General features: G+C 72.6%; 17 protein-coding genes. 12 read left to right on the forward strand and 5 right to left on the reverse strand.

Annotation, left to right across the window (positions count from 1 at the left end):
* The first annotated feature begins 250 nt into the window (after positions 1 to 250).
* Positions 251 to 2053 carry a BACON domain-containing protein gene (locus J2X68_RS16715; protein WP_310433323.1) on the forward strand — a complete coding sequence of 601 codons (1803 nt, stop codon included), beginning with the start codon at positions 251 to 253 and terminating at the stop codon, positions 2051 to 2053.
* Between the two features lie 190 nt (positions 2054 to 2243).
* On the opposite strand, the gene J2X68_RS16720 is transcribed toward J2X68_RS16715, so the two are convergent.
* Positions 2244 to 3128 (reverse strand): hypothetical protein, encoded by an 885-nt coding sequence (locus J2X68_RS16720; protein ID WP_399040113.1) that lies wholly within the window; start codon positions 3126 to 3128, stop codon positions 2244 to 2246.
* Positions 3129 to 3199: 71 nt separating this feature from the next.
* Between J2X68_RS16720 and J2X68_RS16725 the strand changes: the two genes are divergently transcribed.
* The 4 genes from J2X68_RS16725 to ilvD all read left to right on the forward strand — a co-directional run bounded on the left by J2X68_RS16725 (position 3200) and on the right by ilvD (position 7707).
* Complete coding sequence (locus tag J2X68_RS16725) at positions 3200 to 4132, forward strand: Ppx/GppA phosphatase family protein (RefSeq protein ID WP_310433324.1); 933 nt, start codon at positions 3200 to 3202, stop codon at positions 4130 to 4132.
* A 148-nt stretch (positions 4133 to 4280) separates the two neighbouring features.
* The gene (locus J2X68_RS16730) at positions 4281 to 5126 is read left to right on the forward strand and encodes a sugar phosphate isomerase/epimerase (protein ID WP_310433325.1); all 846 of its coding nucleotides are present in this window, start codon (positions 4281 to 4283) and stop codon (positions 5124 to 5126) included.
* A complete protein-coding gene (locus J2X68_RS16735; RefSeq protein ID WP_310433326.1) occupies positions 5123 to 5728 on the forward strand; it encodes a TetR family transcriptional regulator in 606 nt (201 codons plus the stop codon). Before J2X68_RS16730 ends, J2X68_RS16735 begins: the two co-directional genes overlap by 4 nt.
* A 125-nt stretch (positions 5729 to 5853) precedes the next feature.
* Positions 5854 to 7707: a dihydroxy-acid dehydratase gene (gene ilvD, locus J2X68_RS16740; RefSeq protein ID WP_310433327.1), complete on the forward strand. Its 1854-nt coding sequence runs from the start codon at positions 5854 to 5856 to the stop codon at positions 7705 to 7707.
* Positions 7708 to 7941: 234 nt separating this feature from the next.
* Here ilvD and J2X68_RS16745 read toward each other — a convergent pair whose 3' ends face one another.
* Entirely contained in the window at positions 7942 to 10146 is a 2205-nt protein-coding gene (locus tag J2X68_RS16745) for a serine/threonine-protein kinase (protein ID WP_310433328.1), read from the reverse strand.
* A 182-nt stretch (positions 10147 to 10328) separates the two neighbouring features.
* Between J2X68_RS16745 and J2X68_RS16750 the strand changes: the two genes are divergently transcribed.
* From J2X68_RS16750 to J2X68_RS16760, 3 genes are all read left to right on the forward strand, one after another.
* Positions 10329 to 10649 carry an SH3 domain-containing protein gene (locus J2X68_RS16750; RefSeq protein ID WP_310433329.1) on the forward strand — a complete coding sequence of 107 codons (321 nt, stop codon included), beginning with the start codon at positions 10329 to 10331 and terminating at the stop codon, positions 10647 to 10649.
* Positions 10650 to 10784: 135 nt separating this feature from the next.
* Entirely contained in the window at positions 10785 to 11369 is a 585-nt protein-coding gene (locus J2X68_RS16755) for an EamA/RhaT family transporter (RefSeq protein WP_310433330.1), read from the forward strand.
* A 272-nt stretch (positions 11370 to 11641) separates the two neighbouring features.
* Complete coding sequence (locus tag J2X68_RS16760; protein ID WP_310433331.1) at positions 11642 to 12418, forward strand: class I SAM-dependent methyltransferase; 777 nt, start codon at positions 11642 to 11644, stop codon at positions 12416 to 12418.
* Here J2X68_RS16760 and J2X68_RS16765 read toward each other — a convergent pair.
* Positions 12382 to 13845 carry a SulP family inorganic anion transporter gene (locus tag J2X68_RS16765; protein ID WP_310433332.1) on the reverse strand — a complete coding sequence of 488 codons (1464 nt, stop codon included), beginning with the start codon at positions 13843 to 13845 and terminating at the stop codon, positions 12382 to 12384. The two genes, J2X68_RS16760 and J2X68_RS16765, sit on opposite strands and share 37 nt — an antisense overlap.
* 536 nt (positions 13846 to 14381) lie before the next feature.
* Here J2X68_RS16765 and J2X68_RS16770 point away from each other — a divergent pair.
* From J2X68_RS16770 to proC, 3 genes are all read left to right on the forward strand, one after another.
* Positions 14382 to 15365, forward strand: a complete 984-nt coding sequence (locus J2X68_RS16770) for an ABC transporter ATP-binding protein (protein ID WP_310433333.1) — start codon at positions 14382 to 14384, stop codon at positions 15363 to 15365.
* On the forward strand, positions 15362 to 16162 hold the full coding sequence (locus tag J2X68_RS16775) for an ABC transporter permease (RefSeq protein ID WP_310433334.1): 801 nt from the start codon (positions 15362 to 15364) through the stop codon (positions 16160 to 16162). The genes J2X68_RS16770 and J2X68_RS16775 overlap by 4 nt, the downstream gene beginning before the upstream one ends.
* Positions 16163 to 16496: 334 nt before the next feature.
* Positions 16497 to 17309, forward strand: a complete 813-nt coding sequence (proC, locus tag J2X68_RS16780; protein ID WP_310433335.1) for a pyrroline-5-carboxylate reductase — start codon at positions 16497 to 16499, stop codon at positions 17307 to 17309.
* Positions 17310 to 17344: 35 nt separating this feature from the next.
* Here the strand turns inward: proC and J2X68_RS16785 are convergent, their stop codons facing one another.
* The gene (locus J2X68_RS16785; RefSeq protein WP_310433336.1) at positions 17345 to 17932 is read right to left on the reverse strand and encodes a cysteine hydrolase family protein; all 588 of its coding nucleotides are present in this window, start codon (positions 17930 to 17932) and stop codon (positions 17345 to 17347) included.
* Between the two features lie 74 nt (positions 17933 to 18006).
* Here J2X68_RS16785 and J2X68_RS16790 point away from each other — a divergent pair, with 74 nt between their 5' ends.
* Positions 18007 to 19014, forward strand: a complete 1008-nt coding sequence (locus J2X68_RS16790) for a helix-turn-helix domain-containing protein (protein ID WP_310433337.1) — start codon at positions 18007 to 18009, stop codon at positions 19012 to 19014.
* Here the strand turns inward: J2X68_RS16790 and trpS are convergent.
* A complete protein-coding gene (trpS, locus tag J2X68_RS16795; RefSeq protein WP_310433338.1) occupies positions 18942 to 19979 on the reverse strand; it encodes a tryptophan--tRNA ligase in 1038 nt (345 codons plus the stop codon). The two genes, J2X68_RS16790 and trpS, sit on opposite strands and share 73 nt — an antisense overlap.
* Positions 19980 to 20668: the final 689 nt, after the last annotated feature.

The following is a 20668-nucleotide window of genomic DNA, read 5'->3' on the forward strand; positions in this document are numbered from 1 at the left end:
CAGCCGGACGCGCCTGTGGACGACGGGCCCCGCCGGGCGCCCTCCCGGGTGCCTCTTCGGCACCCCCACGCGGGCCCGTGCGCGCCGCGAGAGGCCGGACACCCCTTGTGTTTTGGCCACGGCCCATCACGAACGAGCCATGCGACCCCCCTTCCCTGTCCCCTTATGAGGGATCGTTTCACCCGTACGGATTAAAAGGACTCAAGGGACAAGAAGACCTGGTTCCGCGCCGCCTACGGTCGCACGGGTGATGAGCAGCAGCCCGGAAACCTCGACCCGCACGACCGGCGCGCACCGGGCGCACCGGGAGATGCGCGACGGCGCTGCGGCGCGCACGCTCGCGCAGCGGCCGCCCGCGCACTACGAGCCCTATCTGGACGGCCTGTTCACCTACTGTCTGTCCGTCCTGTGCGACCACGAAGCGGCCACCGCCGCGCTCGGCGACGTCCTCGCGTTCGCCGAGCGGCGCGGCCAGCGTGGCCCCGGAGCGGCGGGCGACCGCCGGGCCTGGCTGTACGCGCTGGCCCGCTGGGCGTGCCTGCGCAAACTCACCGAGGCCAAGCAGAAACGCCAGGCCAAGCAGAAAGGTCAGGGAGCGCACGCGGGGGCCCGCCACGGCGCCCACCGGGAGCCGGGCGCGAAGCCCGCGACCGCCCCGCCCGCAACGACCGCCCCGCCGGCCCCGAACACCCCGCCGTCGGCGGGCGCGCCCGCCTCCGACGAGGCCGGGGAGCGTCGGCGGCGTGAGCTGACCCAGCTCGCCTGGCCGGAGGCCGCCGGCACCACCCCGGAACAGCGCGAGGCGCTGGAACTCGCCGTACGCCACCACCTCGCCCCCCACGAGGTCGCCGCCGTCCTCGGCAAGGACCTGGCCGCCGCCCGCGAACTGCTCGCCTCCGCCGCCTGCGAGGTCGAGCGCACGCGCGCGGCGCTCGCCGTCGTCGAGACCGGCGGCTGTCCCGGCGTGAGCCGTCTCACCGGCGAGAGCCGGCTCGTGCTCAGCGCCGCCCTGCGCCGCGAACTCGTCCGGCACGTCGACGACTGCCCGCGCTGCCGCCGGACCGCCGAACGCGCCGTCCCCGGCCGCTGGCCCGGCGCCGGTGTCACCCCCGCCGAACTGCCCGTCCTCCCGGCGCCCCGTGCGGAACTGCGCGTGGCCATGGGCCACCTCCCGCGCGCGCGAGGCGCCGCCGCGCCGCGCTACGACCGGCGGGGCTTCCCCATGGACCCCAAGGACCGCGCCGCCCGCCGGGAGCGGCTCCGCGCGCGTGCCGTCACCACCACCGTCGTCGCCACCGTCGTCGCCGCTCCCGTGCTCGCCCTGTGGGCGGCCTACCGGGGCACCCCGACGGGGGAGGGCGCCGAGGGCCGCTCGGCCAGCGCCAGCGAGGCGCACGGCTCCGACAGCCTCGACGGCGAGACGGTCGGCGGCTACGAGAACGCGGGAAACGCCAGCATCCGCCCCGGCACCGACCTCCCCGAGGGCGGCGGACCGGATGTCTCGGTGGAGGTCATCAGCGTCACGGGGCTCGGCAGGGCCGCCGCCGGCGAGCTCTCCGTGAAGGCCGCCAACAGCGGCGACACCACCCTCATCACCCTCACCGCGGCCGCCGACGCCGACGGGCCGGTCCGCTGGTCGGCGACCACCGCGGCCTCATGGCTCTACCTGAGCCGCTCCACGGGCACGCTGAAGCCCGGCGAGTCGGTGACGATCAAGGTCTACGTCGATCATCTGCGCGAGCCCTCCGGGCAGTGGCACGCGCGCGTGGCCGTCGCTCCGGCGGGCGCCGTCGTGTCCATCGAGGGCCATGGTGCCGCGCCCGGCCCCTCGGACCCGGGCAACGGCCCCGGCCCGGGAGGCCCCGGCGGCCCGCCCTCGTCGTCCGGTCCGGATCCCACGCCCACGGCGCCGTCCTCCCCGGATCCCACGCCGACCGATCCGCCGTCCTCGCCGGACCCGGAGCCGACCCCGGGCGACCCGTCCCCGACCGCCTCGGAGGGGTCGCCCCCGCCGTCCGACGACAGCGACCCCCCGAGCCCGTCGACCTCGTAGGAAGCGTCCGCGGAGCGCCCACGGCCGGCGGGCCGGAACCCGGCCCGCCCACGCCCGCCCACCGGGCCGGGGAACCCGTGACTGAGGGGCCGTGGAACCCGCCTGAGGAGTCCCGGGCCCGGGCCGGCCTCAGCCGTCCGCGGTCAGCGGTCAGACGTCAGCCGTCGGCCTCAGCCCTCAGCCGTCGGCCTCAGCCGGGTGCGCTGGACGGGTCCGGGTCCGCCGGGTGCGGCGCCAGCAGCGGGAGCTGCGAGGCGAGGCGCTGCTCGCACAGCTCGACCAGGCGGTCGTAGCCGGCCTTGCCCATCAGCTCGGTCAGCTCCGGGCGGTAGGAGACGTACACCGGGTCGCCCGCGCCGTGTGCCGAGGTCGCGGACGTGCACCACCAGTGCAGGTCATGGCCGCCCGGCCCCCAGCCGCGGCGGTCGTACTCACCGATCGACACCTGGAGCACGCGGGTGTCGTCGGGCCGGTCGATCCAGTCGTACGTCCGGCGCACCGGCAGCTGCCAGCAGACGTCCGGCTTGGTCTCCAGCGGCTCGCGGCCCTCCTTGAGCGCCAGGATGTGCAGCGAGCAGCCCGCGCCGCCCGCGAAGCCGGGGCGGTTCTGGAAGATGCACGAGCCTTCGAACGGACGCGTCTGGCGGGAGCCCTCGTCGTCCTCCGAGACCCAGCCGTCGCGGACGCCCTCGTCGTGGTGCTGCCAGATGTCCGGCGTGAGCCGCGCGACATGCCCGGCGACGCGCTTCTCGTCGTCCTCGTCGGAGAAGTGGGCGCCCAGGGTGCAGCAGCCGTCGGCCGCGCGGCCCGGCTGGATGCCCTGGCAGCCGCTGCCGAAGATGCAGTTCCAACGAGAGGTGAGCCAGGTCAGGTCACACCGGAAGACCTGTTCGTCGTCCGCCGGGTCGGGGAACTCCACCCACGCGCGCGCGAAATCGAGACCCTTCTCGTCCGCGGCCCGGGCGTTCGCTGCCGCCGCCTGGGCCTTGTTCGACTTCTTCGATGGCTTCACCGGCTTCGCCCGCGAAGAACCGTCGGCCGATTTGTCCGTCTTCGCCTTGTTCGTCTTTGGCACCCGTCCAGGGTAAGTCGCCGGGAGCGCCTTCGGGGACGGCCGAGGCCCGCGCGGGCAGTAGCGTGCCCTACATGAGACTCGGTGTCCTCGACGTGGGATCGAACACGGTGCATCTGCTGGTGGTGGACGCGCACCCCGGCGCGTGCCCCCTGCCCGCCCACTCGCACAAGGCGGAGCTGCGCCTTGCCCAACTCCTCGACGAGGACGGCGCGATCGGTCCGGAGGGCGTCGACAAACTGATCGCCGTGATCCAGGACGCGCTCCAGGCCGCCGAGGACAAGGGAGTGGAGGACCTGCTGCCGTTCGCGACCTCCGCCGTGCGCGAGGCCAGCAACGCCGACGACGTCCTCGCGCGCGTGAAGGCCGAGACCGGCGTCGAGCTGCAGGTGCTCACCGGCGCCGAGGAGGCCCGGCTCACCTTCCTCGCCGCCCGCCGCTGGTTCGGCTGGTCCGCCGGGAAGCTGCTGGTCCTGGACATCGGCGGCGGCTCCCTGGAGATCGCCTACGGCATCGACGAGGAGCCCGACGCGGCCGTCTCGCTGCCGCTCGGGGCCGGCCGGCTCACCGCGGGCTGGCTGCCCGGCGACCCGCCCGACCCCGAGGACATACGGGCCGTGCGCCGCCACGCCCGCGCGCAGATCGCGCGCACGGTCGGGGAGTTCAAGCGCTTCGGCGCCCCGGACCACGTCGTCGCCACCTCGAAGACGTTCAAGCAGCTCGCCCGCATCGCCGGCGCCGCCCGCTCCATCGACGGCCCGTACGCCCAGCGGCAGCTCAAGCGCGAGTCGCTCGAGGCCTGGGTGCCCCGCCTGGCGGGCATGACGACCGCCCAGCGGGCGGAGCTGCCGGGCGTCTCCGAGGGCCGCGCCAACCAGCTCCTCGCGGGCGCGCTGGTCGCGGAGGGTGCGATGGACCTCTTCGGCGTGGAGAACCTGGAGATCTGTCCCTGGGCGCTCAGGGAGGGCGTCATCCTGCGCAAACTCGATCACATGGCGTCGGAGTGACGGGCCCGCGCGGCGCCCGGCCGTGACGGGCCGCACTCCGCCGCGCGGGCCCGGGCTCCGTGGTGTGCGCCCGCCCGCCCGTGGCGAACACCACAACGGCCCCCCGGGGCCCGGCACCCGGGTGACCGCACCCCGTAACCTGTCCCCCATGGCAGAGCCAGTCGTGCGGATCCCGGATGCGAAGGTCGCCCTGTCGACGGCCTCGGTCTACCCGGAGTCGACGGCGACGGCCTTCGAGATCGCCGCGCGCCTCGGGTACGACGGCGTCGAGGTCATGGTCTGGAACGACCCCGTCAGCCAGGACATCGACGCGCTGCGCAGACTCAGCGACTACCACCGGATCCCGATCCTCGCCGTTCACGCGCCCTGTCTGCTCATCACGCAGCGCGTGTGGTCGACCGACCCGTGGACCAAGCTCCAGCGGGCCCGCGCGGCGGCGGAGAAGCTCGGCGCGAGCACGGTCGTCGTCCACCCGCCGTTCCGCTGGCAGCGCCAGTACGCGCGGGACTTCGTCACGGGCATCTGGCGGATGGCGGACGAGACGGACGTGCGGTTCGCCGTCGAGAACATGTACCCGTGGCGCTACCGCGACCGCGAGATGCTCGCGTACGCGCCGGACTGGGACGTCACGAAGGACGACTACCGGCACTTCACGATCGATCTCAGCCATGCCTCCACGGCCCGCGCGGACGCGATGCAGATGATCGACCGCATGGGCGACCGCCTGGGCCACGTCCACCTCGCCGACGGAAACGGTTCGGCCAAGGACGAGCACCTGGTCCCCGGCCGCGGCGCCCAGCCCTGTGCCGAACTGCTGGAACGGCTCGCGCTGACCGGCTTCGACGGGCATGTCGTCATCGAGGTCAACACGCGGCGCGCGATGTCGAGCGCCGAACGTGAGGCCGACCTGGCCGAGGCGCTGGCGTTCACGCGCCTGCACCTGGCCTCCGCCTCGTCGACCCCGTCGCCCAGGGCGAAGGCGCCCCGCCGATGACCGGCGTCACCGCCCGCAAGCGGGGCCGCCCCCCTCGTGCGGAGTCGGCGGACACCCGGGACCGGATCCTGACGGCCGCCCGCGAGGAGTTCTCCGAGCGGGGCTACGACAAGACGTCCGTACGCGGCATCGCGAAGGCCGCCGGGGTGGACCCGGCGCTGGTGCACCACTACTTCGGCACCAAGGAGCAGATCTTCGAGGCGGCCATCGAGGTCGCCTTCGGGCCCGCGCTGGGTGCCCCGGAAGCGGTCGCCGACGGTCCGATGGACCAGGTCGGCGAGCGGCTCGCCCGCTTCGTCTTCGGCGTCTGGGAGAACCCGACGACCCGCAAGCCCCTGCTGGCGATCGTCCGCTCGGCCGTGAACAACGACGCCGCGGCCGCCGTCTTCCGCCGCCTGATCGCCTCCCAGGTGCTGCGCCGGATCGCCGGCCGGATCGATCTCCCGGACGCCGAGCTGCGCGCCGAGCTGGCGGCCGCGCAGCTGGTGGGCTGCGCGATGCTGCGGTACGTGATCAAGGTGGAGCCGCTGGCCTCGGCGGACCTGGAGCTGATCATCGCGCGCGTGGCGCCGGTCGTGCAGGGGCATCTGACCGGGCCGTGAGGCACCGCTCCGGCGTGAGACATTCGTCCCGTCATGCGGACACCGTGTCCGCCCCCTGGATGACCGGCGTACGCTCGTTAGCAGTCAGAAGTCTCTGATCGCAGTCTCTGAAGGAGCGAGCGACGATGCCCGAGCTGAGGTCCCGCACAGTCACCCACGGCCGCAACATGGCGGGCGCCCGCGCCCTTATGCGCGCCTCCGGTGTACCCGGTGCGGACATCGGCCGGAAGCCGATCATCGCCGTGGCGAACAGCTTCACCGAGTTCGTCCCCGGTCACACGCACCTCCAGCCGGTCGGCCGGATCGTCAGCGAGGCGATCACCGCGGCCGGCGGCATCCCGCGCGAGTTCAACACGATCGCGGTCGACGACGGCATCGCGATGGGCCACGGCGGCATGCTCTACAGCCTGCCCTCGCGCGACCTGATCGCGGACAGCGTGGAGTACATGGTCGAGGCGCACTGCGCCGACGCCCTGATCTGCATCTCCAACTGCGACAAGATCACCCCGGGCATGCTGAACGCGGCCCTGCGCCTGAACATCCCGACGGTCTTCGTCTCCGGCGGCCCGATGGAGTCCGGCCGCGCCACGCTCGTCGACGGCACGGTCCGCACCCTCGACCTGGTCGACGCGATCTCCGACGCCGTGAACGACAAGATCTCGGACGAGGACATCCTCCGCATCGAGGAGAACGCCTGTCCGACCTGCGGCAGCTGTTCCGGCATGTTCACCGCCAACTCGATGAACTGCCTGACCGAGGCCATCGGCCTCTCCCTGCCCGGCAACGGCTCGGTGCTGGCCACCCACACGGCCCGTAAGGCGCTGTACGAGAACGCCGGCCGCACGGTGATGGACATCACCCGCCGCTACTACGAGCAGGACGACGAGACGGTCCTGCCGCGCAGCATCGCCACCATCGCGGCCTTCGAGAACGCGATGGCCCTCGACATCGCGATGGGCGGCTCGACCAACACGATCCTGCACCTCCTCGCCGCCGCCCAGGAGGCGGGCGTCCCGTTCGGCCTGGAGGAGATCAACGAGGTCTCGCGCCGCGTGCCCTGCCTGGCGAAGGTCGCGCCGAACGTGGCGAAGGACCGCACGTACTACATGGAGGACGTGCACCGCGCCGGCGGCATCCCCGCCCTGCTGGGCGAACTGCACCGCGCGGGCCTGCTCAACGAGGACGTGTTCTCGGTCCACAGCCCGTCCCTGGCGGACTGGCTGAAGACCTGGGACGTCCGAGGCGGTTCCCCGTCGCCCGAGGCGATCGAACTGTGGCACGCGGCCCCCGGCTGTGTCCGCTCCGCCGAGGCGTTCTCCCAGTCCGAGCGCTGGGAGGCGCTGGACGTGGACGCCGAGGGCGGCTGCATCCGCTCCGCCGAGCACGCCTACAGCAAGGACGGCGGCCTCGCGGTCCTGCGCGGCAACATCGCCGTCGACGGCTGCGTGGTCAAGACGGCCGGCGTCGACGAGTCGATCTGGACCTTCGAGGGCCCGGCCGTCGTCTGCGAGTCGCAGGAGGAGGCCGTCGAGAAGATCCTCAACAAGCAGGTGACGCACGGCGACGTCGTCGTCATCCGCTACGAGGGTCCCAAGGGCGGCCCGGGCATGCAGGAGATGCTCTACCCGACGTCCTTCCTCAAGGGCCGCGGCCTCGGCAAGACCTGCGCCCTGATCACCGACGGCCGCTTCTCCGGCGGTACCTCGGGCCTGTCGATCGGCCACGCCTCGCCGGAGGCGGCCTCCGGCGGTACGATCGCCCTCGTCGAGGACGGCGACCGCATCCGCATCGACATCCCGAACCGCTCGATCGACCTCCTCGTCGACGACGCCGAGCTGGCGCGGCGCGAGGCGGCCCTCGGCGGCGTGTACGCCCCGAAGAACCGGGAGCGCAAGGTGTCCGCCGCGCTGCGGGCCTACGCCGCGATGGCGACGAGCGCCGACAAGGGCGCGGTCCGGGACGTGTCGAAGCTGGGCTGACGCCGGCACCGGCCAGTCACCACCGGCCAGTCATCGCCGGTAGCCCACCGCTCATCGTGGCCACCGGCCAGGCACGATCGGGCAGTCACCACCGGCCAGTCACCACCGGGCAGCCCCACTGCCGGGCAGTCAGAGGCATCGGCGGCAGATGTGCTGCGAGAGGGCCGTCTCCGTCGTACGGAGGCGGCCCTCGGCGCGTCTCACCGGCCCGCTGTCACCGCCGCGCTCCCGCTCTCACCAGGCGGCCGGGTCGTGTCCGTCCACCGCGAAGACGGTGCCGTCCGGGGCGCCGGCGTAGACGTGGCCGTCGACCGCCTGGGGCGCGGGCAGCGTGGCCACCACCTCGTCCGAGTTGGCGCCGAGCCGCAGGGCCGTCTGCCCGACGAGCCTGCCCTTCGCGGCGTCCACGGCGAGCAGCCGGCCGTCGGCGGCGCTGAAGTAGACGTGCTCGCCGTCGGCGGTCGGCGCCGAACCACGGCTCACCGCCGTCTGCAGCGACCACACCGCCTTGCCCGACACCGTGTCGACGGCCACGAGCGATCCGTCGAAGGCCAGGAGGTAGACCCGGTCGCCGTGCGCGGTGGCCTCCGCCTCCTGGAGCGCGACGCCCAGCTTCACCCGCAGCGACACCTTGTCCTGCGGGTGGTAGCGCACCACGGCGTCGACCGAGCCGTAGCCCGCGCCCTGCGACAGCAGGAGGAGACTGCCGTCCGTGGCGCCGACGAGCCGCAGCGTGCCGCTGAGCCGCTCGTCCCATCGCACCTTCCCGGTCGCCGGGTCCACGGCCGTGATCCGGGTGTGCCCGTCGTCCGACGTGCTCGACGCGTAGGCGAGCGGGTCCTTCGGGAACGCCGTGAAGTACGGCTCGTTCAGCCCCGGGATGCGCCGGCTCCACATCGACTCGCCCGTCGCGGCGTCCACCCCGGTCACCGTGTCGTCGGCCGCCGTCAGCAGCAGGGTGCCGCCGACGCTGCGGACACCCGGGTAGCCCGACAGATCCCGCTGCCAGCGGGTGGCGCCCGACGCCGGGTCGAGCGCCTCCATCCGCTTGCCCGAGTGCGTGATCACCTGAGCCAGTCCGCCCGAGAGCACCGGCGCCTGGGACGGTCCGTCGTCCCCGGTGAGGACGTGCCGCCACAGCACCCGCCCGTCGGACGCGTCCAGCGCCGACACCAGCCCCTTCTGGACGCAGAGCACCCGGCGCGCGTCGTAGGCGCACTGGGGCATGCCGCCGGCCCCCGTACCGGTACCCGCCCCGGTGCTGCCCTTGGCCGGTCGCGTGCTCCACGGGGCGAAGGACGGCGACGCGGACTGTGAGCCGCCCGCGTCGCCCCGCGCGTCCCGGCCCGGGTCGTCCTCGCCGGGCAGCTGTGTGGCGAGGACCGCCCCGCCCGAGAGGACGACGGCCAGCGCGCCGACCGCGAGGGCCACCCGCCGACGCCGACCGCGCGGCCGCGCCTCCGCCCGGTCCGCCGCTGACGCGGGCACGCTGCCCTCCCGTGCTGCCTCCCGCGCCTTCTCCGTCCCCTTCGGCTCCTCCGGTCCTGCCGGTTCGGCCCCGGCATCCTCCAGGGCCCGCTGCGACGGTATGAACGCCTGGGTGTCGTACGAAGCCGCCACCGACCGCAGTTCCCGCATCAACTCGTCGGGCGTGGGCCGGTCCTCGGGCTCCTTGGCCAGACAACGCACCACCAGCGGCGCGAGGTTGCCCGGGACGCCGGTCAGATCCGGTTCGTCGTGCACGACCTGGTAGGCGACGACATACGGGCTGTCGGAATCGAAGGGCCCGCGTCCCGTCGCCGCGTGCACCATCACCGACCCGAGCGCGAAGATGTCGGCGGCGGGCCCCACCTCCCGCGGCCGCCGGAACTGCTCCGGAGCCATGAACGGCGGCGTACCGATCAACTTGCCGGTCTCGGTGCGCAGTTCGCTGTCCTTCGGCCGGGAGATGCCGAAGTCGATGACCTTCGGCCCGTCCTCGGCCAGCAGGACGTTGCTCGGCTTCAGGTCCCGGTGCACGACCCCGACCCGGTGGATGTCCCGCAGCGCCTCCGCGAGCCCGGCCATCAGCCGCCGCAACTCACCCGAGCGCATGGGTCCGTTCCGCTTCACCTGCTCGGCGAGCGTCGAACCGGGAATGAACAGAGTGGCCATCCAGGGCCGTTCGGCCTCCGGATCGGCGTCGACGACCGGCGCGGTGAACGCCCCGCTCACCCGCCGAGCGGCGGCCACCTCCTGGCGGAAACGGCCCCTGAACTCGGGATCCCGGGCGAACTGGGCATGGACGACCTTCACCGCGACCTTCATCCCGGAGGTGCTGCGGGCCAGGTGCACCACGCCCATCCCACCGGAGCCCAGACGTTCTTCCAGGCGGTAGTGGCCGGCGTACTCCGGAAGTTCCGCTTCCGCGCCCGCCCCGGTGTTGCGCTGTGGCGTCATGGACCACCCCCGTGCTGTTCAACCGCGCGCGCGACGCACGGAGCCTAGTCGATGACTCGTACGGGACAGAGGCGGCTTGCTAGCCTCCGTGTGCGAATCCTGTACATGTGTTTCATTGCGTGTTTTAGGGGAATCAACGTGACCCCATGGCAGTCATGGGGTTCGACGGGGGAGGTTTTTTCATGTCTGTTGACCGCGTGGAAGAGGTCGCGAGCGGCGCTACGGGGGAGGCCGTCACGACGGCCGCGGCGGCTCTCACCTACTACCCGGTCGCCCCGGGCGTCCGGCTGAACGTGCGCAGCGGACCCGGGACGAGCTACCCGGTCGTCCGCGTCCTGGCCGAGGGCACCAAGGTCCCGATCTTCTGCCAGACCCCGGGCACCTCGGTGTCCGGTCCGTACGGCACGACGAACATCTGGGACAACATCGCCGACAGCCAGTTCGTCTCGGACGCGTACGTGCGGACAGGCAGCGACGGTTACGTCGCGGCCCGCTGCGCCTGACCGACGACGGGGCCGGCCGAGGGCGGGGGACAAGCGGCCACGGGGGTTGAACCGGGGGCCGGGGCTGAGCGGGGGTTGAGGCTGAGCGGGGAACCCACCCGGGAGCCCGCCTCTGTCCGGAGCCATAATCGTCCCGTGAGCGACGAATACGGCACCCCGGACACTCCGGCCGGTTCCCGGGACACCTCGACCGGCACCGCGGGCACCCCGACGGACTCCACCGGAGGCCGGCCGGGAAGCCCTGTCGGCGCCGGTCCCCGCCCGGAGTCCCTCCGCTTCTTCGGCACCACCTGGGTGGACCACGACCGCGGCCCCCGGGGCTACACGGTCCGCCGCGTCGGCGCTGCCGTCGGCTCCCTGGCCGCCGTCGCCGTCTCCTGCCTCGTCCTCCGCTTCGCCTACGAGGGCATCGCGATCGCCGACCTGGGCAGCTTCGTGACGCTCCTGGTCGTCGTGATGTTCACGATCTGCACCGCACTGGCCTTCCGCCACACCTGGGAAGGCTTCAGCAAGCGCCCCGACCCCGACCGGCAGGCCTCCCTGCGCGGTCTGCTCGCCGTCGGCTTCGTCGGCTCGCTGCTCGCGTACTTCTTCCGCACTCTCACCGAGGCCCCCGGCGAGAGGCTCCACCGCGAGGAGTACGAGACGGCGCGCACCCAGTACGAACGCCGCTCCACCCGCCGCACCGGCAACCCGTCCAAGAAGCGCCGCCGCGGCTGACCTCCTCACCCGGAGCCGAAGCCAAAGCCGAAGCCGCCGGGGAACAGGGCGCGGAGCGGGACCACGTCGCCGCGCGGCACACCGCGGCTGATGTCCTCCCCCCCCGTAACCAGAACCGCAGCCGGAGCCGGAGCCGCAGCCGGAGCCGGAATCGGAACCGCAGCCGGAGCCGGAATCGCAGCCACGCGGAAACCGCCGCCTCCGCCACCCGCAGCCCCCGCCACCCACAGCCCCCGTTCCCTTGCTCACCCGTGGCCGGTCACCATGGCCCCATGACGGCCTCCTCGGACTCTCCTTCGCACACCACCCGGGCCCACTCCTTCAACGCGGCCGCGGCCCAGTACGCCGCCGGCCGCCCCTCCTACCCGGCAGCCCTCCTCGACACGATCGAGGAACTCGCCGGCCGCCCCCTCGCCGGCGCGCGGGTCGCGGACGTCGGGGCCGGCACCGGCATAGCGACCGCTCTCCTGCACGCCCGCGGCGCCGACGTCGTCGCCGTCGAGCCCGGGGACGGCATGGCCGCGCAGTTCCGTCACGCCCTCCCCGAGGTGCCGATCGTCCGGGGCGACGGCAACCATCTCCCCCTGGCCACCGCCTCCCTCGACTTCCTCACCTACGCCCAGTCGTGGCACTGGACCGACCCGGCCCGCTCGGTCCCGGAAGCCCTGCGCGTGCTGCGGCCGGGCGGCGCGCTGGCGCTGTGGTGGAACACCGGCGCCCTCGACGTGCCCTGGCTCGCCGCGGCGGCCGGGCGCGTCGACCGGTACTTCGGGGAGAGCACCGGCGCGAACATCAAGAACGTGAACGCCCGTGTCGTCGACCCCACCGGCCGCCTCGGGCTGACCCGCCGTGAGGTCCGCTGGAGCCGCCGCGTCCCCGTCGACACGCACCTGGCCAACATCGGCAGCCACTCGCTGTTCCTGGTGCACGGCGAGGAGGCGAGCACGGCCTTCCTCGCCGAGGAGCGTGAGCACCTGATGCGGGTCTTCCCCGACGGACTCGTCGAAGAGGTCTACGTCGTCGTCCTGCTGCTGGCGACCAGATCCTGACCGCGCGCGGCGGCCCACCCCTCGAGGGCCGCCGCACACGCGTGATCCACATGCCGCAGCCCGCCCAGCTCCCACCGCACCGCGCGGTCGTGCGGCAGCGCGTCCAGCGCGTCCAGGAGCTTGGGCAGCCGCAGAAACGTCGCGTGCCCCCGCACCCGCACGACGAGTCCGGCGTCTCCCCGGTCCTCCGTCTCGATGTGCACGTGGCTGATCTCCCACGCCGTCTTCGCCACGGCCAGCGCCAGCCCGACCGACACCCCCTGGCACACGTTCCCCGCCACGATCGTCACCGCCGTGACCCCGAGCACGACGGCCTCCGCCCGCTGCCCGCGCCACAGCTCGCGGGCCTCCCGCCAGGGCACCAACCTGCAGCCGACGTACACCAGCAGCCCGGCGGGTGCCGCCACCGGAACGGCCCCCACCACCCAGGGCAGCGCGGCCGCGAACAGCAGCAGCCACACCCCGTGCAGCACCCGCGACACCTTGGTCCGCGCGCCGGCCCGGTCCCCCTCGCGGACGGCGCCGCCCGCCCCCGCGACGGCGCTCCGTACGAGGAAGGTCGACATCGGCAGCGCACCCAGCACCCCGCACACGGCGTTGCCTGCGCCCTGCGTCATCAACTCCCGGTCGTAGTCCGTCCCCCGTCCGTCGGGCAGCCGGTCCACCGCCGCGGCGCCGAACAACGACTCCGCCGACGCGATCAGCGCGAACGCCACTACGGTCCCGATCACCCCCACTTCCGCCAGCCGTCCGAGATCCGCCGCCTGCGGCAGCCGTACGGCATCCCACAGCCCCTGCACCTGGACCCGCCGAACCTCCAGGTCGAACACCCACGTCACGCCCGACACCGACACCACCGCGACCAACGGCGCCGGAACCAGCCGTGCCCCGCGCCGCCATCGCCCCCACAACAGCAGCACGACCATGGTGGCACCGCCCACTGACAACGCCACCGGATCCGCCCGCCCGGGCAGCGACACCAGACCGGTGAGCCGGTCCAGCCCACCCGCCGGAGCGGGCGCGTCCCCGAGGGCGTACACCTGCCCGGCGATCAACACGAGCCCGATCCCGGCGAGCATCCCGTGCACGACGGCCGCCGACACGGCCCGGAACCACCGCCCGAGCCGTAGCGCGCCGAGCCCGAACTGCACCAGCCCGGCGGCGAGGACGAGCACGCCGAGCGCCGCCACGCCGTACCGCTGGACGGCCTCGTGGACGAGTACGGTCAGTCCCGCCGCCGGCCCGCTCACCTGCGGACTGCCGCCGGGCAAGGCCCCGACCACCAGCCCGCCGACGATGGCGGTGATCAGCCCCAGCTCGGCGGGCACACCGGAGGCCACGGCGATGCCCACGCAGAGGGGGAGCGCGACGAGGAACACGACGAAGGAAGCGGACAGATCGGCTTTGCGGACACCACGGAGCGACACGACGGCACCTCCAGGAGGAAACGGGAGATGCGTGGGCGCGCCGCACCGGGGGAGGGCACGGCGACGAAGCTGCGCGGAGGAGCGAGGATGGCACCGACGCCCCGACAGCGCATGAATTCCATTGTCGGTTGAAACGACCGGCCGGGCGGGAGGTTCCTGTGGTGGCCCGGTGAACACGGAAGCGAAGGAACAGGAACATCCGCTTCCCGCACCACTCTCACGCGCCCGCACCCCCACCCCCGCCCCTCGCGCCACCGCCGCGCACCACCCCCGGCACCCGTGCCACCGGCGCCCGCCCCCGCACCCCCGCCCGCCGCGCACCACCCCCGGCACCCGTGCCACCGGCACCCGCCCCCGCACCATTTCCGGCCACCGTGTCGCTGCCTCGCACCCCCCGGCACCGCCGCACGCCCGCGCACCCGTGCCACCCCCCGGCACCGCGCCACCGCTTTCCCTCCAACCGCCGCACGCCCGTGCCGCCCGCGGCCACCTGCACCCCTTGACGTCTCAACGCGCCCCGGAGCATTATTCATCGTATGGTGAATTTTAACTCGGACTCCCGCCCACCCGGCGAGGATTCGACCCAGACCCCGCCCGCATCCTCATCACCCGCGTCACCCGCGTCACCCGCGTCACCCGCGTCACCCGCGTCACCCGGCTCGCCTGCCGAGCCCGCCGTCCGAGCCGAGAACCTGACCGTCGTCCGAGGCCCCCGCACGGTCCTGCGCGCCCTCGACTTCGCCGTGCCCCGGGGGCAGATCACCGGCCTGCTGGGCCCCTCCGGCTGCGGCAAGTCGACGCTCATGCGCTCGATCGTCGGCACCCAGGACAAGGTCACCGGCACCCTCGACGTCCTCGGCCGCCCCGCGGGCCACCCCACGCTGCGCACCCGCATCGGATACGTCACGCAGGCCCCGTCCGTCTATGACGACCTGACGATCCGCCAGAACCTCGACTACTTCGCCGCGATCCTCGACCCGGGCCGAGGTGCGGCCGACCGCCGCCACGAGAACGTCACCCGAGCCATCGCCGACGTGGACCTCAGCACCCACGCCGACGCCCTCGCCGGCAATCTCTCCGGCGGCCAGCGCAGCCGCGTCTCGCTGGCGGTGGCGCTCCTGGGCACCCCGGAACTCCTGGTCCTCGACGAACCGACCGTCGGTCTGGACCCGGTCCTGCGCCGCGACCTGTGGAACCTCTTCCACGACATCGCCGCCACCCGAGGCGCGACCCTGCTGATCTCCTCCCATGTCATGGACGAGGCCGAGCGCTGCCACCGCCTGCTCCTCATGCGCGAGGGCGAGATCCTCGCCGACGCCACCCCCGAGGCCCTGCGCACCCGCACCGGCGCCGACACGGTGGAGTCGGCCTTCCTGCACCTGGTGGACGCGGCGACAGAGGCGTCCCGCGCGGACAAGTCCGATACAGAGAAGTCCGATACAGAGAAGACCGGAGCAACGAGCTCCGGAACAGAGCAGCCCCCTACCGAGGAGACCCGCACGAAGGAGACGACCCGATGACCACGGCCACGCCCACCGCCCCCGCCCCCGCGCCGACCCCGGCACGCACCACCAGCGCCCTGAGCCTCGCCCGCACCACCGCCACCGCGGCCAGGGTCCTGCGCCAACTGCGCCACGACCCGCGCACGATCGCGCTGCTCATCCTCATCCCCTGCCTGATGCTGTTCCTGCTCCGCTACGTCTTCGACGGCAGCCCGCGCACCTTCGACAACATCGGCGCGTCCCTCCTGGGCATCTTCCCGCTGATCACGATGTTCCTGGTCACCTCCATCGCCACCCTGCGCGAACGCACCTCGGGCACCCTCGAACGCCTCCTCGCCCTGCCTCTCGGCAAGGGCGATCTGATCGCCGGCTACGCCCTGGCCTTCGGCACCCTCGCGATCATCCAGTCGGCCCTGGCCACCGGCCTGGCGTTGTGGTTCCTCGACCTGGACGTCACGGGCAGCCCCTGGCTCCTCCTCCTGGTCGCCCTCCTCGACGCCCTGCTCGGCACCGCCCTCGGCCTCTTCGTCTCCGCCTTCGCGGCCTCCGAGTTCCAGGCGGTCCAGTTCATGCCGGCGGTGATCTTCCCCCAGCTCCTCCTCTGCGGCCTCTTCGCACCCCGCGACACGATGCACCCCGCCCTGGAAGCCGTCTCCGACGTCCTGCCCATGTCCTATGCGGTCGACGGCATGAACGAGGTGCTCACCCACACCGACATGACGGCCACCTTCGTGCGAGACGTCCTCATCGTCGGCGGCTGCGCCCTCCTGGTCCTGTTCCTGGGCGCGGCGACCCTCCGACGCCGCACGCCCTGACATGTCAGCCCTTCCCGACGAGACCGTGCGACCCGCCCGGTGAGTCCTGCGGGCCCGTCGCGCGTCGCGCCGTAGCCCGCCCCGCGGACGGGAAGGGAAGGGAAAGGACAGGAAGGGACAGGGGGGACAGGGGGGACGGGAAGGCCGGGCGGAGAAGGACAGCAAGGGGCAGGGCGGAAAGGGACAGGAAGGGACCGGAGAACCGGCGACGGCACGGACGACGGGGGCGAGAAAACCGCGGTCCGCCCACCGGACACCCAGGCCGATCCCCCACCCCCGGTGCGAGGATGACCCCGGACGACGGACGACGCACACCTCCGGAGGACCCCCAGCCATGACCCAGAAAGTCGCAGTCCTCGGCACAGGCAAGATCGGCGAGGCCCTCCTCAGCGGCATGATCCGAGGCGGCTGGCCCCCCGCCGACCTCCTCGTCACGGCCCGCCGCCCGGAACGGGCCGAGGAACTCCGCACCCGCTACGGAGTCACCCCGGTCACCAACGCCGAGGCCGCCAAGAGCGCGGACACCCTGATCCTCACGGTCAAACCGCAGGACATGGGCACCCTCCTGGACGAGCTCGCCCCGCACGTCCCCGCCGACCGCCTGATCATCAGCGGAGCCGCCGGCATCACCACCGCCTCCCTCGAGGAGCGCCTGGCCGCCGGCACCCCGGTCGTCCGCGTCATGACGAACACCCCCGCCCTCGTCGACGAGGCGATGTCCGTCATCTCCGCCGGCAGCCACGCCACCGCCGCCCACCTCGCCCACACCGAGGAGATCTTCGGCGCCGTCGGCAAGACCCTCCGCGTCCCCGAGTCCCAGCAGGACGCCTGCACGGCCCTCTCCGGCTCCGGTCCGGCGTACTTCTTCTACCTGGTCGAAGCCATGACGGACGCCGGCATCCTGCTCGGCCTGCCCCGCGACAAGGCCCACGACCTCATCGTCCAGTCCGCCATCGGGGCCGCGACGATGCTCCGCGACAGCGGCGAACACCCGGTCAAGCTCCGCGAGAACGTCACGTCGCCCGCCGGCACCACCATCAACGCCATCCGCGAACTCGAGAACCACGGCGTACGGGCCGCGCTCATCGCCGCCCTGGAGGCCGCCCGCGACCGCAGCCGCGAGCTGGCCTCGGGCAAGAAGGACTGACCGCCGCCCCGGGAGGAGCGAAGGGGGGCGGGCGGTCACCGCCGGGCCGCCCCCACGATCTCCTCCGTGGTCACCACCCGCGCGAACCCGCCCCCGTGCAGGGAGACCGCCGACGCCTGCGCGATCTCCTCCGCGCCGCGCCGCCAGCCGAACGGCCCCTCCAGATCGAACGTGTACGTCGCGTCGTACGCGAACAGCACGTCGTATCCGAGATTGCCGCCCATCCGCGCCGTCGTCTCCGCGCACATGTTGGTCTGGATCCCGGCCACCACGATCTGCGAGATCCCCGCCGCGGTCAGCCAGGCCCCCAGATCCGGCGTCCCGAGAAACGCCGAGTTCACCGTTTTGGTGAGGAACAGCTCGGCCCCGGAGCCCTTCCCGCGCCGCTTCTCCACGTACTCCTTGAAGTCGTTCCCCTCGTACCCCAGCCGCAACGGCGACCCCGGCTTCACCGAGTCGTGCCGCACGAACACGACGGGCCGCCCCGTCCCCTGCCACACGTCGATGAGTTCCGCGATGTTGTCGTCCGCCCCGGGATTGTTCCGAGCCCCCCAGAAGTCCAGCTCCTCGAAGCCCTTCTGCACGTCGACGACCACCAGCGCTGCGTTCTCCGCGATATCCATACCTCGATCCTGCCGCCGGCACCACCCGCGCCCCAGCAGGTCAGAAGACAGCGATCGATGGTTTACTGCCAACCATGCAGCCTGCGTACCGGGTCGCCCTCCTCGCCTTCCCCGGCATCCGTGCCTTCGACGTCTCCGTCATCACCGAGGTGTGGGGCACCGACCGCACCGACCGCGGCGCCCCCGCCTTCGACCTGCGGCGCGTCGCCGTCGACAGCGCCTCCGTCCCGATGCGCGGCGGCCTGGCCCTGGCCCCCGACCGCACCCTCGCCTGGCTCTCCCGGGCCGACCTGATCCTGGTCCCCGGCCTGGACGACCACCTCACCCCCGCACCCGCCGCCGTCCTGGACGCCCTTTGCCGCGCCCACGCCCGCGGCACCACCCTCGCGGCCCTCTGCGGCGGCGCCTTCACCCTCGCCCAGGCGGGACTCCTCGACGGCCGCCGGGCGATCACCCACTGGAACCTCATCGACCTCCTCCGCACGCACCACCCCCGGGTGACCGTCGTCCCCGACGCCCTCTTCATCGAGGACGACAACATCTGGACCGCCGCCGGCACGGCAGCCGGCATCGACCTCTGTCTCCACCTGGTCCGCCGCTCCCACGGCGCCGAAGCCGCCGCCACCGTCGCCCGCTCGATGGTCACCGCCCCCTTCCGCACCGGTACCCAGGCCCAGTTCATCGAGCACCCCGTGCCCCGCGCCGACCGGGACGCCGACACCCTGGCCGCCGTACGCGACCACGCCCTGCGCCACCTGCACGAACCGCTCACCGTCGCCGACCTGGCGGCGCGGGCCGGCATGTCTCCGCGCAGCTTCGCCCGCCACTTCACCGCCGAGACCGGCGCCACGCCCCTGCGCTGGCTCCTCGACCAGCGCATCGCGGCGGCCCAGAAGCTCCTCGAACGCACCGACCTCCCCATGCCGGAGGTGGCCAGGCGGGCCGGCTTCGGCAGCGAGGTCACGATGCGCCAGCACTTCGCATCGCGCCTCGCCACCAGCCCACGTGCCTACCGCGCCGCGTTCAGCACCCGCTCGGCGACCGGCTCCGGTGCGGGCGGCAGCAGTCCGATCGCCCGATAGGCGCTGTCCACGACCGGCCTCGCCATCGCCCGGGCCTTCGCCGCACCCTCCCGCAGCACCCCCTCCACCTGGACGGGATCCGCGCACAGCTCCCGGTGCCTTGCCTGCACCGGCCGCAGGACCTCGACCACCGCGTCGGCCGTGTCCTGCTTCAAAGCGCCGTACGACCCGTACGCACCGGCCAGGGCTTCCGGGTCCCCGCCCGTGCACGCGGCGAGGATCTCCAGCAGATTGGCGAGCCCCGGCCGCTCCTCCCGGTCGTACACGACCTCACGCCCGCTGTCGGTGACGGCCCGCATGACCTTCTTGCGCACCACATCGGGCTCGTCCAGCAGATAGACGATCCCGGGCCCGAAGTCGTCGCTCTTGCCCATCTTCGACGCCGGATCCTGCAGGTTCATCACCCGCGCGGCCACCGTCGGATGCGTTGCCTTCGGCACGACGAACGTGTGCCCGTACCGCTGGTTGAACCGCACCGCCAGATCGCGCGTCAGCTCGACATGCTGGGCCTGGTCGTCGCCCACCGGCACCTCGTCGGCCCCGTAGGCGAGGATGTCCGCCGCCATCAGCACGGGATAGGTCAGCAACGACAGCCGCACACTGCCCTCGCGCGCCCGCTCCCGCCCGGACTTCTCCTTGTACTGGATCATCCGCCGCATCTCGCCGTCCGTGGCCACGCACTCCAGCAGATACGACAACCGCGCGTGCTCGTCCACATGACTCTGGACGAAGACCGTGCACAGCTGTGGATCCAGCCCCACCGCCAGCAACAGCGTCGCCGCCTGCCGACTCAGCCTCCGCACGCGCGCCGGATCGTGGTCCACGGTCAGCGCGTGCAGATCGACGACACAGAACAGCGAGTCCGCCCGGTGCTGGTCGACCTCGGCCCACTGCCGCAGGGCGCCCAGGTAGTTCCCCAGCGTCAGATGCCCGGTCGGCTTGACCCCACTGAAGACCCGCTTCATCTCTCCACCTCCTGGTCGAGACCGCCGCTCCGGCCGGCCGACCCCCTGGAACCCTGGAGGGAGAAACACGAACGGCCGCCGAAGCGGCGGCCGTTGAGTGCATACGTGAGCACGGCCGCCGTCAGGCGGCCCACCACAGCTGGGTGCACGTACGCGTCATCATGTCCGTCAGCGTACGCCTCCGGGGTGCTCCAGGGGGCATGAGTTGACACGTCCCGGCCGGATACGTAGTGTTCTCCGAGTTGTTCGACGTGAGCGCCGACCCCGGTCGGTCCCCGAACAGCCATTCCGCAGGTACCAACCACTTCTCGACGCGCAGTCCATTCGTCTGCCGTCGTGTCGTTGTCATGTGTATTCGCGAAATGAGGAATCCGCGTTCGAATGGACGCAGGACCCCGATTGGCTTCGGGGGCCGGGAATCCGCTAAAGTCTCACTCGTCGGAACGGCCCAACAGCCGGGAAGACAAGCCCCCGCTGACTGGGAATCAGGCCCGAAAGGATCTGATAGAGTCGGAACCGCCGGAAAGGGAAACGCGAAAGCGGGAGCCTGGAAAGCACCGAGGAAATCGGGTCGAGAAAAGATCTGATAGAGTCGGAAACGCAAGACCGAAGGGAAGCGCCCGGAGGAAAGCCTGAGAGAGTCTCTCGGGTGAGTACAAAGGAAGCGTCCGTTCCTTGAGAACTCAACA

It is taken from the genome of Streptomyces sp. 3330, from assembly GCF_031456635.1.
Classification (GTDB): domain Bacteria; phylum Actinomycetota; class Actinomycetes; order Streptomycetales; family Streptomycetaceae; genus Streptomyces.